This is a genomic window from Rhodococcus sp. PvR044 (assembly GCF_040548995.1).
GTDB classification, from domain to species: Bacteria; Actinomycetota; Actinomycetes; order Mycobacteriales; family Mycobacteriaceae; genus Rhodococcus_G; species Rhodococcus_G oryzae.
This window is the reverse complement of sequence record NZ_JBEPSX010000006.1, coordinates 311,445-324,217: the sequence shown is the minus strand read 5'-3', so window position 1 is coordinate 324,217 and position 12,773 is coordinate 311,445. Positions and strand designations below refer to the sequence as shown.

Genomic DNA, 12,773 nt, shown 5'->3' with positions numbered 1-12,773 from the left:
CCGAGATCGCACCGAGAACCGGCGTCGGGAGGGTGCTGGTGGCGAGTGCGCTCGTGCTGCTCGCCGCCGCCTGCAGCTCAGACGAGGAGCCCGACATGGACACCGCACTGACCGAGGGCGCCGCCTCCGCCGCGCTGGTCGAGCACTTCGGCGAGGCCCTGTCCGCGCTGCCCGAGGGCGCCAGTTTGACTCTGGCGCATCCCAGTTCGCCCGTCGGGGCGTTCAACCCCGGCGGCGTCACGCCATGCGACGACAACGACCGCGACGCCGCCGGCCCGGTCTTCCTCACCCTCAACTACTGGGTGAGCGGGATCCCGGAGGGCGGCGCCGCGCGGAACCTGGACGCGATCGCCGCCCACTGGGAGGGTCTCGACCGTCCGCTCGTCCGCCGATCGACGGGCGGTGGTCGGACCGCGGTCGCGACCATGCCCGACGGATCCGCGATCGTTGCCCACGACAACGGCCGGGGCAGCCTGTCGGTCTCGGGCACCTCCGCCTGCTTTCCGCGCGCCGACGCGGGTTCCGCCGACCAACCCGAGGTCATCGACCGCCCCTGACCGGCCGCTCGGCCGCCGTCGCCGGATGTACACCTGCTGTTGCCGCGACCCTTGCGCCGGGTATCCGCTGCGCTAACCCTGGGCGCCTATCAACTACCTATGCGCTGCACCGTTTTCGGAACCGGCTATCTCGGAGCCACGCACGCCGCCTGCATGGCCGAGTTGGGACACGAGGTGCTCGGGGTCGACATCGACCCGGGCAAGGTGGCCAAGCTCTCCGGGGGAGAGGTGCCGTTCTACGAACCGGGCCTCGCGCAGGTCCTCAAGCGGAACATCGACGCCGGTCGGCTGCACTTCACCACCTCCTACCCCGACGCCGCCGCGTTCGCGGACTTGCACTTCCTCGGGGTGGGCACCCCGCAGAAGAAGGGCGAGTACGGCGCCGACCTGCGGCACGTGCACTCGGTGATCGACACCCTCGCCCCGCTGCTGGACCGGCCCGCGGTGATCGTCGGCAAGTCGACAGTCCCCGTCGGCACAGCGGCCGAACTGGGGGCGCGGGCCCGCGAACTCGCGCCCGCAGGCGAGGAGGTCGAGGTCGCGTGGAACCCCGAGTTCCTGCGCGAGGGCTTCGCCGTCGAGGACACCCTGCGGCCGGACCGCCTGGTGCTCGGGGTCGACCCCGCCCGCGCCGGGCGCGCCGAGGCGCTGATCCGTCGGTTGTACGCGCGCCTGATCGAGGACGAGGTGCCGTTCCTGCTCACCGACCTGCCGACCGCGGAGCTGGTGAAGGTGTCCGCGAACGCCTTCCTCGCGACCAAGATCTCCTTCATCAACGCGATCTCCGAGGTGTGTGAGGCGACCGGCGCCGACGTCACCCAGCTCGCGGACGCGCTCGGCTACGACGCCCGGATCGGGCGCCGCTTCCTCAATGCTGGACTGGGCTTCGGCGGCGGGTGCCTGCCGAAGGACATCCGGGCGTTCATGGCGCGGGCGGGCGAACTCGGCGCCGATCAGGCGCTGACCTTCCTGCGCGAGGTGGACAGCATCAACATGCGCCGCCGGACCAAGATGGTCGAGCTGGCGACCAGGGCCTGCGGCGGGTCGCTGCTCGGCGCGAACATCGCGGTCCTCGGCGCGGCATTCAAGCCGGAGTCCGACGACGTCCGGGACTCGCCCGCCCTCAACGTGGCGGGGATGATGCAGCTGCACGGCGCGGTGGTGAGCGTGTTCGACCCCAAGGCGCTCGACAATTCCCGCCGGCTGTTCCCGACGCTGAACTACGCGACCTCGGTCGAGGAGGCGTGTGACAACGCCGATGCGGTGCTGCTCGCCACCGAGTGGGACGAGTTCAAGGCGCTGCGTCCCGCGGACCTGGCGGGGACGGTGCGATCGAAGGTGCTCATCGACGGCCGCAACTGCCTCGATCCCGCTGAGTGGGCGGCCGCCGGGTGGACGTACCGGGGTCTCGGCCGCAGCTGAGGGGCGTGAGCCGGACAGTCGGCCGGATCGTCGTCCGGGGCATCTCCGCGCGGAGGGTGCAACTGGACACTCGTTCGTTATGCTCACGTGGTCCAAGTGCGCGCGATTCGAGCGTCGGCTGCGTGCAACCCCGATTTAAGGCGGCTCGATGAGTGCGGTTCTGGGTGTGTCGGTGGGGTCCAGTGCCGTGCGGATGGCGCGTCCCGACGTCGCCTCCCGCCGCGGACCTGGCGGGGTCGAGGCGTTCCAGCGGCAGGTCATCGCGACGGTGCCGCACCGCGCCGAGGAGACGGCCGCCCAGTCCATCGGGGTGCTGCTCGCGCAGGGCGGCGAGACCGTCGGCGCCACCGGGGTCGCGTACGCCACGCAGCGCCAGGCCGACGCGATGCAGCAGGCGATGGCGCGCCAGCGCCTGCACAACTACCAATTGATCCCCGCGAGCACGGCCGCGATCGTCCGGCTGGAGGCCACCGGGGAGATCTACGACTACCGGACGCTGGTCCTCTACGACCTGGGCAGCTCCGGCCTGACGGTCAGCGTGGTGGACCGGGCCTCGGGGGAGGTGCTGGCCACCGAGCGCAGCACCGAGATCGCGGGCGACTACTTCGACTGGCTGATCAGCGAACACCAGGCGGGCGCGCAGGGCATCGTCTCGCCGGTGGGCGCCGACGAGGCGACCGCATTCAACGAGCGGTGCCGCTTCGCGAAGGAGCAGCTCTCCGCCAGCGAGGCGATCGCCGTGCCGAGCGAGGCCGGGTTGATCCTGCTCTCCCGGGAGACCTTCGAATCGATGATCGTGGTGCCCGTCGAGGGTTCTGCGCGGTTCGCCCGCGGGGTGATCGCGGCGTCCGGCCGGTATCCCGATGCGGTGGTCCTGCTGGGCGGCGGCGCGCACATCCCGCTCGTGCAGTCCATCCTGCGCACCTGGCTCAACCTTCCGACGGTGGTGCCCGCCGAACCGGAGATGGTGACGGCGCAGGGCGCGGCCATGCTGGCGACACCGGTCTCGGTGCCGGAGCCCAAGCGGATCCTCACCGATGCCCCGAGCCCGCGACGGACCCGTGGCGCGTCCCGGCGTCAGCTCGCGATCGCGGGGGCTGCGGCCGCCGGTCTGGTCGTCGTCGCCGGTATCGGCCTGTCCATGGGGCGCGACGGTGCCAACACCACCCAGGGCGAGGGCCGCGCCACGGCCGTGACCGAGGACCGCGAGACGCCGTCCACGACCTCGGCGCCCCCGACCACCACGACGACGACACCGCCGACGTCGACGCCCTCGCGTGCCCCTGCGCCGTCGCCCGCCGCAGAGTCGTCCTCGGCGAACCCGGCGCCGCCGGTTCCTGGCCCGCCGCCGCGGCGCTACCTGAACCTGCCGGACCCCATCCAGATCGAGGTGCCGCCGGGCGTCGAGCTGCCGCCGGGCATGGTCCGCTGACGCCGGACGTCGAGCACGCCGCGTGGCGGCGCCCCGGCCGGGGCGTCAGCGCGCGTGTCTTCCCCCCGGCCGCCCGGTGGCCGCGGCGCCGGACCGCGGCGGGCGGGCCAGCATCACCGCGATCGCCGTGGTGAGCGGGACGGACAGGGCCAGGGCGATGCCGCCGACCGAGGAGCGCACGATCTCGATCGCGACCGCGTCACCGAGCAGCACGTCGTTGATCGAGCGGCCGGCGACGCTGAAGAGCAGCAGCAGCGGCAGCGCGCCGCCTGCGTAGGCCAGCACCAGGGTGTAGACGGTGCTGGCGATGTGATCGCGGCCCACGCGCATCGCGGAGCCGAAGATCTGGCGGCGGGTGGCCTCGCGCTCGATGCCCGCGAGCTCGAACGCCGTCGAGGCCTGGGTGATGGTGACGTCGTTGAGCACACCCAGCGAGCCGATGATGAACCCGGCGAAGAGCAGGCCGGTGATGCTCACGTGCTCGATGTAGGTCTGCACGTTGGTGTTCTGTTCCTCGGACAGCCCCGTCAGGTGCGTCATCTCGATCGTGACCCACGACAGCAGCGCGGCCAGCAGCATCGACGCCAGGGTGCCGAGCAGGGCCGAACTGGTCCGCAGGCTCACCCCGTGCGCCAGGTACAGCACTGCGTAGAGGATGGCGGCGCCGCCGACGAGGGCGACCGGGATCGCGGGCTGGCCGTCGAGCAGAGCGGGCAGCATGAACCCGACGAGCACGCCGAAGGCGACGAGGAGCCCGAGCAGGGCGCGCACGCCCCGCCAGCGGGCGACCGCGGCGATGACGATCACGAACGCTGCGACGATCAGCAGCAGTGGGAGCCCGCGGGCGAAGTCCTCGAATGAGTACATGGTGGCACCGGACGGATCGGTCTGGCGCACGAGCCGGATGCTGTCCCCGACACGCAGATCCGGCTGCCCGGGGCCGGGCCCGATCTCCAGCAGCGTCGTCGTGCCCTCGTTCGGGCCGGATTCGATGTCGATGAGGCTGCGCTGGCAGTGGTAGGAGTCGTTCGGCGGAGGCTGCGGCGAACCCGTGAAGGGCCTACCGGCGGAGGCGCTTCCGCACGGTCCGATGTCCTGCAGCGTGACGGTGCCCGCCTCGGTGACGACGGCGCCGCCGCCGGAGGTCTGGAAGGGCAGCGGGATGTCGATGCTGCGGCTGCTCGGCCACAGGACGACCGCGCCTGCGAGCACCGCGATGCCGATCGCGACGAGCAGTCCGACGACCACGCGGGCGGCGACCGGGCCGACCGGGATCGGACCGCTGTGCCCGTGCCCGTGTCCATGTCCGTGGTGGCCGTTTCGCAGCTCTGTCACGTTGGCCTGCTCGCCCGGATGGTGGCCGCGCGGCCCTGTCGACGCATCCGGCCAGGGTACCGACCTCGGGTGGACGGAAGACCGGGCCGCTCCCGAGCCCGGAACGCCGTGTGGAACGGCTCGGTGCCCGACGGCGATGTACCCGGTGACCGCCGATGCCGACGATGGGGGAACCGCACTGTGGACGTACCCACGCGAACCTGGGTGAGCGCGGTGGCCCTGGTCCTTCCGGCTCTGGCCGTGTCCACCGCGTGTGGAGCGCCGGACCCGGATCACCCTGCCGGGGAGGCGCACGGGTTGCGGTGTCAACAGTTCGAGTCGTTCTCGGGGCAGCTCCTCGTCGGCGATTCGCCGTCGCTGCCGACCGTCCCCGACGTGGTGCCCACCCTGCCCACCGTGCCCGACGTGGTTCCCGTGGAACCAGGGGCGCAGCCATCGCCCGCGCCCGTTCTACCCACCCTGGATTCGATCGAGATCGAACCGACCGCCGCCGCGGACACCATCGTGTTCGGTCTCGGCGGAGATGGATCGATGGGGTGGAGCGCCCGCTTCGTGCAGATGCCGCTCCTGCACGGCACGGATGAACCGGTGTCGATCTCGGGTGCGTGCGTTCTGCAGATCGACCTGACCGGCGTGGACTCGAACATCGACTCGTTGCGGCGCGAGGTGCCGATGCGGATATCGCCCGAGGGCGAGGCGTCTTCCGTGGTCGAGGTTCTCGGCTACCCGAGCGGCAGCGCGCTGGTGCAGTCCTTCGTGGGAACACGGAGCGGTACGCCCACGGTCACGGTCGAAGCGTCGGTCGACCGCACCGCCATCACCGTCGCGATTTCGTCCTGAGAATGTTGCCTCTGTGTGGCTTTTTTGTGGCTTCGTGTGCTTCAATTGTGCCGCGCACGCGATGCGGAAACACACCGAAACCAGCGCTGAGGAGCGCCTACTCGGTTGGGAGACCCGGGAGCGCGAGTGGTCAGCGCCGAATTCGGGGAAGTTTTGCAGCGGTGGCGGGGAACAGGGGGGTGTGTCCCCGCCACCGACCCGATTGCCCACAGGGGGGGGAGGGGCAATCGGGCTTGCTGGACACACAAGGTGTCTTGTGTGAATGTACATGGCGCGGATCTGGCTGTCATCGTGGGGGGGTAGTCGGCCGTCCAGTTAGCCTCCGGGGCCTACCGCGAGCCCCGTTCGATAGGGTTCGCCGGTGGCCCGATCACTGGAAGTCGCGCGCAGGCGGGTGGACGCGTTCATGGATGCGCTGCCCATCGAGCGGCCCTGGTCCTTCGACGATTTCATCGGCTGGATGGAGGCCGAGCGCGGGCGACCGATCCGGTTGGAGCCGGTCGACGCCGCGGTGATCAGGGGCGCTCCATGCGGGTTGTGGATCGGTCGCGAACACGACGATGTCGTAATGTACGCCGCAGATGCCTCGGTCTACCTGCGAAGGCACATCATCTACCACGAACTGGCCCACATCCTCCGCGGCGATTCCGGCCTCAACGTCGACCTGACGACGCTGCAGAAGCTGGCCCCCGACGTGCGGCCCGAGACAGTGCGCTCGCTGCTCGGCCGGGCTGCCTACGACGACGAGGTGGAGCAGGAAGCCGAGCTCCTCGCGACGCGGCTGTTCCTGGCCGACTCGGGCGCGGTGAGCGCGCGGTCCAAGGCCGGCGCCAAGCAGTCGGTGCGGGTGTCGCGGCTGAACAATGTGGTCTGGAGCCGAAGCTGACCTCCACCATGCCCGCGGCGATCATGTGGCCGCTGCTGGTCGGCATCTGGGTGATCACGCTGATCCGGTTGGCCGTGATGCGGGAGGCACTGGCGCAGCGCCGGATCAATCTGGTCCTGCTCTTCTGGGCGGTGCCGGCGGCCCTGCGGGTGCCGGAGGTCCAGTCCGCCCTCGCGCCACATCTCACCGACATCGCGGTCATACGGCCGTTGACGCACCTCTGCGTGATGCTCGCAGGCGCCGCCATCCTCGGCCTTGCCACAGCGCTCAACGAGGGTGCGGACGAGCCGTACTGGCGTCAGCCGGCGGTGTACGCGATCACGCTCGCGCTGGGCGTCTCGCTGCTGATGCTGAGTCAGAAGTCCCGGGATGCCGGCCTCACGATCGAGGCGGCGGGCGGCTGGCAGTGCGCGGTCTACTTCGTCTTGTACTCGATCCCGATTGTCGTCGCGGTGTGTGTGGCCCTGGTGATCTGTTACGAGTTCCTGCGGTCCGGACCCGGCTGGCTCGAGTTGGTAATGATCGTGATTGTGGGCGTGATGTGCATGTTCTCCCTGGTGGACAACGTCGCGAGGCCGGTCGCGGCCTTCTTCTCGGCCGCCCAGGTGGACAACGCGTTGACGAGGTGGCGGGCCGGATCCAACGACGTCCTCTTCCTCCCTGAGGTGGCCCTGATCGCCGTGGTCAGCATGGTGCCCGTCATCGCGATGTGGATGCGCCGACGGGAACTGCGTCAGCTCGAACCGATGTGGTCGACGCTGACGGCCGCGGTACCCCAGGTGGTCCTGCCGGCATCCGGGTTCGAGGAGCGTCTGCACCGGACGGTCGTCGAGATCTGGGACGCCACCATGCAACTGCAGCCGTACACCTCGGCCGCCGTCGACGCGGATCTGGAGGATGAGCTGGAGCGCCGCGGGCTGGACGGCGACACCAGGTCGGCGGTCCGCCGGTCGGTACCGCTGCTGCGCGCCTGCGAGCGGAAGCGGACCGGGGGTCCCCCGCTGGAGGCGACGGGCGCGGGGGAGGCGGACACCCCGCACGACGACCTCGTCGACGAGACACGCGCGCTGCTGCGCCTGGCCCGCAGCTGGCGGCTCGCCGCGACCATCGCGCACCAGACCGGCTCCCGAGCAACCGAACCGAGCGAGGCCCGAGGCCTTCGCCGCCCCGACACCCGAGAGAGGAGCGCGGTCCCCGGCCCACCAGTGGTGAGCGCGGGTTCTGCCATCTGATGGAGACACGACCGATCCCGCACCCACCGCGCCGAGTCCCCCTCGTGGGCGACATCCTCGGGATGGACCGCAGCGCCCCCAGTCAGCGCACGCTGTGGCAGCATCAGCGGCTCGGACCGATCTATCAGCGTGTCATCGTCGGCACCAAGCTCACGTTCGTGACCGGTTCGGAGTTGGTCGAGGAGATCAACGACGAGAAGCGGTTCCGCAAGCACGTCGGCCGGCCGCTGGAGAAGCTGCGGACCATCGTCGCCGACGGCCTGTTCACTGCGTTCCACCACGAGCCGAACTGGTCGAAGGCGCACAACATCCTGATGCCGGGCTTCACCAGGGAGGCGATGCGCGGCTACCACCAGACGATGCTGGAGACCACCCGCGAGCTGATCGGCCGCTGGGACGAGCACGCCACCACGGAGTTCGTCGACGTGCCCGCGGAGATGAGCAAACTGACGCTCGAGATGATCGGCCGCGCCGGGTTCGGGTACAGCTTCGACTCGTTCGGCAGCGCGCACGGCGATCAGGAGGACCCGTTCGTCGGCGCGATGCTACGGGCGCTGCGGCACGCGGAACAGACCGCGATCCCGATCCCGTTCCGCTCGCTGTTCGCGGGCAAGGCCGAGCGGCAGAACGATGCCGACATCGCGTACGTGGCCGGCGTCGTGGACGAGGTGATCGCCGAGCGGCGCGCCAGCCCCGACGAGACAAGTCGCCCCGACCTGCTGGACCTGATGCTGGATTCAGCCGACCCCGAGACGGGCGAGCGGCTCGACGAGGTGAACATTCGCAACCAGGTGCTGACATTCCTCGTCGCGGGGCATGAGACCTCGGCCAATGCCCTGGCGTTCGCGCTGCACTTCCTGGCGCAGAACCCGGAGATTGCGTCCAGAGCGCGGGCCGAGGTGGAGTCGTTGTGGCCCGGCGCCGATCGGCCGGAGGTCTCCTTCGAGCAGGTCGCGAAGCTGCGCTACGTGCGCCGGGTGGTGGACGAGACGATGCGTCTGTGGCCGACCGCTCCCGGCTACTTCCGGGAGGCAGTCGCCGACACGACGATCGGCGGTGACAGCGATGGTGGGGGTTACGGGTTCGCGGAGAACGACTGGGCGTTCGTACTGGTGCTCGGTCTGCACCGCGATCCGGTCTGGGGGCCCGACGTCGAGACCTTCGACCCGGACCGGTTCCTACCGGAGAAGGTGCGGTCCCGCCCCGGCCACGTCTACAAGCCCTTCGGCACCGGGCTGCGGGCGTGCATCGGCCGGCAGTTCGCGCTGCACGAGATGGTGCTGGCGCTGGCGCTGCTCGTGCAGCGCTACGACCTCGAGCCGGAACCCGGCTACCAGCTCAGGGTCAAGGAGCAGCTCACCCTCAAGCCGGATGGGTTCCGGCTGCGGGTGCGCCGCCGGGTCCGTCCGTGACATCCCCCGTCGCTCCGCTCGCCCCGCCGAGCCGCGCCAGCAACCCGATCAGTTCCTCCATTGCCTGACGGGGCAGCGCCCCGCCGGCCGGGTCGGGGTCGGTGAGCGAGCGCATCGACAGGCTCCTCACCCCGGCGTCGCGGGCGCTGATGCAGAGCCGGACCTGGGTGTCGACGTACCCGTAGTCGCTGCCGGACAGGTACGCCCGTGAGACCTCGAAATGGTCGGCAACGGCATCGCGGAGGTCGAGGGGCGGATCGGCGAGGCTGCCGTCGCGGATGGACTTGACCATCCGCGGCTCGACGGGGCGCCGGAGTCGGTCGCCCAGCGCCAGCGCGACCTCCTCGTTCGTCTGCTCGGGGTCGCCGCGCCGGTGTCCCCACTCGAACAACCGGTTGACTCGGGTGGACAGGGGAATCGGCTGTACGTCCGCGTGGGTCATGCGTCTGCTCCTCGTCGTGCCTGCCACCGTCGGCGGAACCTCGAATCGAGGTCGGCGTCCGCGTCGATCGGCCGGCCGGCCAGCCACCGGCGGTAGAGCCGTTCCTCGGCGTCGGCCGGATCCTCACCGACAGGTTCGTCGAGGTGGTGGCCGAAGGCGAACTCGATCAGGGCGGGCACAGGGATGCCAGGGCCGCCGTTGCGCTCGAGCATGTCGGTGACATACACGCCGGTGATCCGGGAGATGGCCGCGTTGAGTGCGTCGGTGGCCTTGACGAACTCGTCCTCGGTGACCTCGGACCACCGGTCGCGGAACGAATTGAGCGTGGCGTGCGGGGCCAGCAGGTCGGCGATCATCTCGACGGACACCGCGACGGACTCGGGCCCGAACCCGGTCGCGCCGCGCGGCCTGCCAGTGGCGCGGTCGGGCTCGGCCTCGAGCGGGTCGGGCACGCCGCCGAGCAGGGTGCGGGCGGCGCTGCCCGCGGCCCAGTTCAGGCCGGTGTCGAGGCGTCGGAGGGTGCGCTGGCTGGGCTCGGGGCCGGTGCCGTTCTCGGCCCGCGTCTGGGCCGCGTCGGACGGGCCACCCGCGGCCCGGACCTCGTCCTGGGTCAGGTTCAGGGCGCGGCGGCGTTCGGAGACGAATCTGCCGAAGCGCGCTCTGCTCTCGGAGACCATGAGTGCACCCTATGTTGTCTGGGTCACCCAACCAACATCGAGACCATTGCTTTGTCGCTTGTTTGTGGCTTTTGGCGGAGCCTGATTCAGAAGCTTTCGCGGTGCACGGCCTCGGAGAGCGGCCTGCCGTCCCGCCAGCCGAAGCGCACCAGGTCGGGGGTCTCCTGGAACTCCGACACCGGGCCGACGCACAGCCAGGCGATGGGCCGCACCGGGGACGGGATCCCGACCAGCTCGGTGAGGTAGTCCTCCTCGTAGAACGAGACCCAGCCGACGCCGATGCCCTCGGCGACCGCGGCCAGCCAGATGTTCTGGATCGCGAGCACCGCGGAGAACACGCCGGTGTCCTCGACGGTGTGCCTGCCGAGCACGTTCGCGCCGCCGCGGCTGGCGTCGTAGGTCACCACCACGCCGGTGCCGGACTCCTGGATGCCCTCGATCTTGATCGGGTCGAAGGTGGCGCGGCGCTCCGGCGGCAGCGAGTCGGCGAAGTTCCGCCTGCAGCCCGCGACGTGCTCGGCGAACGTATCGAGCGTCTCGGGCTTCTGCACGACGACGAAGTCCCAGGGCTGGGTGTTGCCGACGCTGGGCGCGCAGTGCCCGGCCTGCAGGATCCGGGTCAGCTGCTCCTCGGAGACCCGCTCACCCGTGAACTCGGCGCGGACGTCGCGGCGCATCCGGATGGCGTCATAGACCGAGAGCGGCTCGCCGGTCATGCGATCTGTCCTGCTGGGAAAGTCCGAGGTGCGCACACCCCACTGACGGTAGCCGATCGGACGCCCCGGCCGCCGCGGCGCACCCTCGACCAGTACGCACACACGGTGACGAGATCGCACACGTTCTGGGCGAAGAATGGGTGTGCGATCTCGTCAAATGCTGTGCGACGCCGGTAACGCTTCGCCTGCTCCGGTCGGTAGACCGAGTGTGAACAGGATTCGAGTTGCCTTGACACTGTTGCTCGTCGGCGTGCTGTCGCTCCTCGGTTCGGGAGTTGCGGCGGCGAACCCTCCGGGGCCGGACCCGTTGGCGGGGGTACCGGAATCGCTGCGACCGATCGCCGGTGCCGCCATCGTGTTCCTCAGCAACGTCTGGAACGCCTTCGCAGACGTGGCGAACTTCATCATGTTCGGTTCGAGCTGACGCCCGCACCGAAGCGCTCCTGCTACTGGCTGTAGCCGGCCAGGAAGTTGCCGAACCGCTCGATCGCGACCGCCAGGTCGCGGGCCCACGGCAGGGTCACGATCCGCAGGTGATCGTGGTTGGGCCAGTTGAACCCGGTGCCCTGGACCACGAGGATCTTCTCCTGCAGCAGCAGGTCCAGGACCAGCTTGGCGTCGTCGTGGATCTCGTAGACGTTGGGGTCGAGCCGGGGGAAGGCGTACAGCGCGCCCTTCGGCCGCACGCAGGTGACGCCCGGGATCATGTTCAGCCGCTCCCATGCGACGTCGCGCTGCTCGAGCAGCCGGCCGCCGGGCAGGATCAGTTCCTCGATGCTCTGGTGCCCGCCGAGTGCCACCTGGATGGCGTGCTGCGCGGGCACGTTCGGGCACAGCCGCATCGAGGCGAGCAGGTCGATGCCCTCCAGGAAGCTCGCCGCGTGGTCCTTCGGGCCGGTGATGGCCAGCCAGCCCGAGCGGTACCCGGCCACCCGGTAGGCCTTGGACAGGCCGTTGAACGTCAGGCAGAGCAGGTCGGGGGCGAGGGTCGCCAGCGAGATGTGCTTGGCGTCGTCGTAGAGGATCTTGTCGTAGATCTCGTCGGCGAGGAGCAGCAGCTGGTGCTTGCGGGCCAGCGCGACGATCTGGCTCAGCACCTCGGCCGTGTAGACCGCGCCGGTCGGGTTGTTCGGATTGATCACCACGATCGCCTTGGTGCGCGGGGTGATCTTCGATTCGATGTCGGCGATGTCCGGGTTCCAGCCGTCGGACTCGTCGCACAGGTAGTGCACCGGGGTGCCGCCCGCGAGGCTGGTCGTCGCGGTCCACAGCGGGTAGTCGGGCGCCGGGATCAGCACCTCGTCGCCGTTGTCGAGTAGCGCCTGCATCGTCATCGTGATCAGCTCGGACACGCCGTTGCCGAGGTAGACGTTGTCGACGTCGAGGTCGGGGAAGCCCGGGACCAGCTCGTAGCGGGTGACGATGGCGCGGCGGGCGGACAGGATGCCCTTGGAGTCGGAGTAGCCCTGCGCGGTCGGCAGCGCGGCGATCATGTCGCGCATGATCACGTCGGGCGCCTCGAAGCCGAACGGGGCCGGGTTTCCGATGTTCAGCTTGAGGATGCGGTGGCCCTCGGCCTCGAGCCGGGCGGCGTGCGCGTGTACCGGTCCACGGATCTCGTACAGCACGTTCTGCAGCTTCGCGGACTGGTTGAGCACGCGCGGCTGGATGTGGGTGTGGTGGGAGGGCTCCGAGACGGTCACCGGTCCATGGTGCCACCCCGGTTCAAGCGGATTTCTCCCGCTACCCCGCATGTGGCGCAGGTAACGGGCTGATCGGACGCGGTCCGCACCACGGAATCGTTGTTCGGCGGCACCAGGGG

General features: G+C 70.1%; 13 protein-coding genes. 8 read left to right on the top strand and 5 right to left on the bottom strand.

Annotated elements, in window-relative coordinates:
- Positions 1-38: 38 nt before the first annotated feature.
- The 3 genes from ABIC28_RS16705 (at position 39) to ABIC28_RS16695 (ending at position 3,411) form a co-directional block, all read left to right on the top strand.
- A complete protein-coding gene (locus ABIC28_RS16705) occupies positions 39-557 on the top strand; it encodes a hypothetical protein (protein WP_354579878.1) in 519 nt (172 codons plus the stop codon).
- Between the two features lie 99 nt (positions 558-656).
- On the top strand, positions 657-1,979 hold the full coding sequence (locus tag ABIC28_RS16700) for a UDP-glucose dehydrogenase family protein (RefSeq protein WP_209928398.1): 1,323 nt from the start codon (positions 657-659) through the stop codon (positions 1,977-1,979).
- Between the two features lie 148 nt (positions 1,980-2,127).
- Entirely contained in the window at positions 2,128-3,411 is a 1,284-nt protein-coding gene (locus tag ABIC28_RS16695) for a DUF7159 family protein (RefSeq protein ID WP_209928400.1), read from the top strand.
- Between the two features lie 45 nt (positions 3,412-3,456).
- Here ABIC28_RS16695 and ABIC28_RS16690 read toward each other — a convergent pair whose 3' ends face one another.
- Entirely contained in the window at positions 3,457-4,746 is a 1,290-nt protein-coding gene (locus ABIC28_RS16690; protein WP_502945025.1) for a YibE/F family protein, read from the bottom strand.
- Positions 4,747-4,926: 180 nt separating this feature from the next.
- On the opposite strand from ABIC28_RS16690, the gene ABIC28_RS16685 reads away from it, so the two are divergent.
- The 4 genes from ABIC28_RS16685 (at position 4,927) to ABIC28_RS16670 (ending at position 9,116) form a co-directional block, all read left to right on the top strand.
- The gene (locus ABIC28_RS16685) at positions 4,927-5,586 is read left to right on the top strand and encodes an AMIN-like domain-containing (lipo)protein (protein ID WP_354579875.1); all 660 of its coding nucleotides are present in this window, start codon (positions 4,927-4,929) and stop codon (positions 5,584-5,586) included.
- A gap of 361 nt (positions 5,587-5,947) precedes the next feature.
- Positions 5,948-6,472 (top strand): hypothetical protein, encoded by a 525-nt coding sequence (locus ABIC28_RS16680; protein WP_143548435.1) that lies wholly within the window; start codon positions 5,948-5,950, stop codon positions 6,470-6,472.
- 8 nt (positions 6,473-6,480) lie between these two features.
- Positions 6,481-7,704, top strand: a complete 1,224-nt coding sequence (locus ABIC28_RS16675) for an MAB_1171c family putative transporter (RefSeq protein WP_354579873.1) — start codon at positions 6,481-6,483, stop codon at positions 7,702-7,704.
- Positions 7,704-9,116 (top strand): cytochrome P450, encoded by a 1,413-nt coding sequence (locus tag ABIC28_RS16670; RefSeq protein ID WP_097211577.1) that lies wholly within the window; start codon positions 7,704-7,706, stop codon positions 9,114-9,116. Before ABIC28_RS16675 ends, ABIC28_RS16670 begins: the two co-directional genes overlap by 1 nt.
- Here the strand turns inward: ABIC28_RS16670 and ABIC28_RS16665 are convergent.
- The 3 genes from ABIC28_RS16665 to bluB form a co-directional block, all read right to left on the bottom strand.
- On the bottom strand, positions 9,067-9,558 hold the full coding sequence (locus ABIC28_RS16665) for a hypothetical protein (protein ID WP_097211576.1): 492 nt from the start codon (positions 9,556-9,558) through the stop codon (positions 9,067-9,069). The genes ABIC28_RS16670 and ABIC28_RS16665 overlap by 50 nt on opposite strands.
- Complete coding sequence (locus tag ABIC28_RS16660) at positions 9,555-10,235, bottom strand: helix-turn-helix domain-containing protein (RefSeq protein WP_354579870.1); 681 nt, start codon at positions 10,233-10,235, stop codon at positions 9,555-9,557. Before ABIC28_RS16660 ends, ABIC28_RS16665 begins: the two co-directional genes overlap by 4 nt.
- A gap of 86 nt (positions 10,236-10,321) precedes the next feature.
- A complete protein-coding gene (gene bluB / locus ABIC28_RS16655) occupies positions 10,322-10,951 on the bottom strand; it encodes a 5,6-dimethylbenzimidazole synthase (protein ID WP_097211574.1) in 630 nt (209 codons plus the stop codon).
- Positions 10,952-11,180: 229 nt separating this feature from the next.
- Between bluB and ABIC28_RS16650 the strand changes: the two genes are divergently transcribed.
- Positions 11,181-11,375: a hypothetical protein gene (locus ABIC28_RS16650; protein ID WP_097211573.1), complete on the top strand. Its 195-nt coding sequence runs from the start codon at positions 11,181-11,183 to the stop codon at positions 11,373-11,375.
- Between the two features lie 22 nt (positions 11,376-11,397).
- On the opposite strand, the gene ABIC28_RS16645 is transcribed toward ABIC28_RS16650, so the two are convergent.
- The gene (locus ABIC28_RS16645) at positions 11,398-12,705 is read right to left on the bottom strand and encodes a pyridoxal phosphate-dependent aminotransferase (protein WP_373560251.1); all 1,308 of its coding nucleotides are present in this window, start codon (positions 12,703-12,705) and stop codon (positions 11,398-11,400) included.
- Positions 12,706-12,773: the final 68 nt, after the last annotated feature.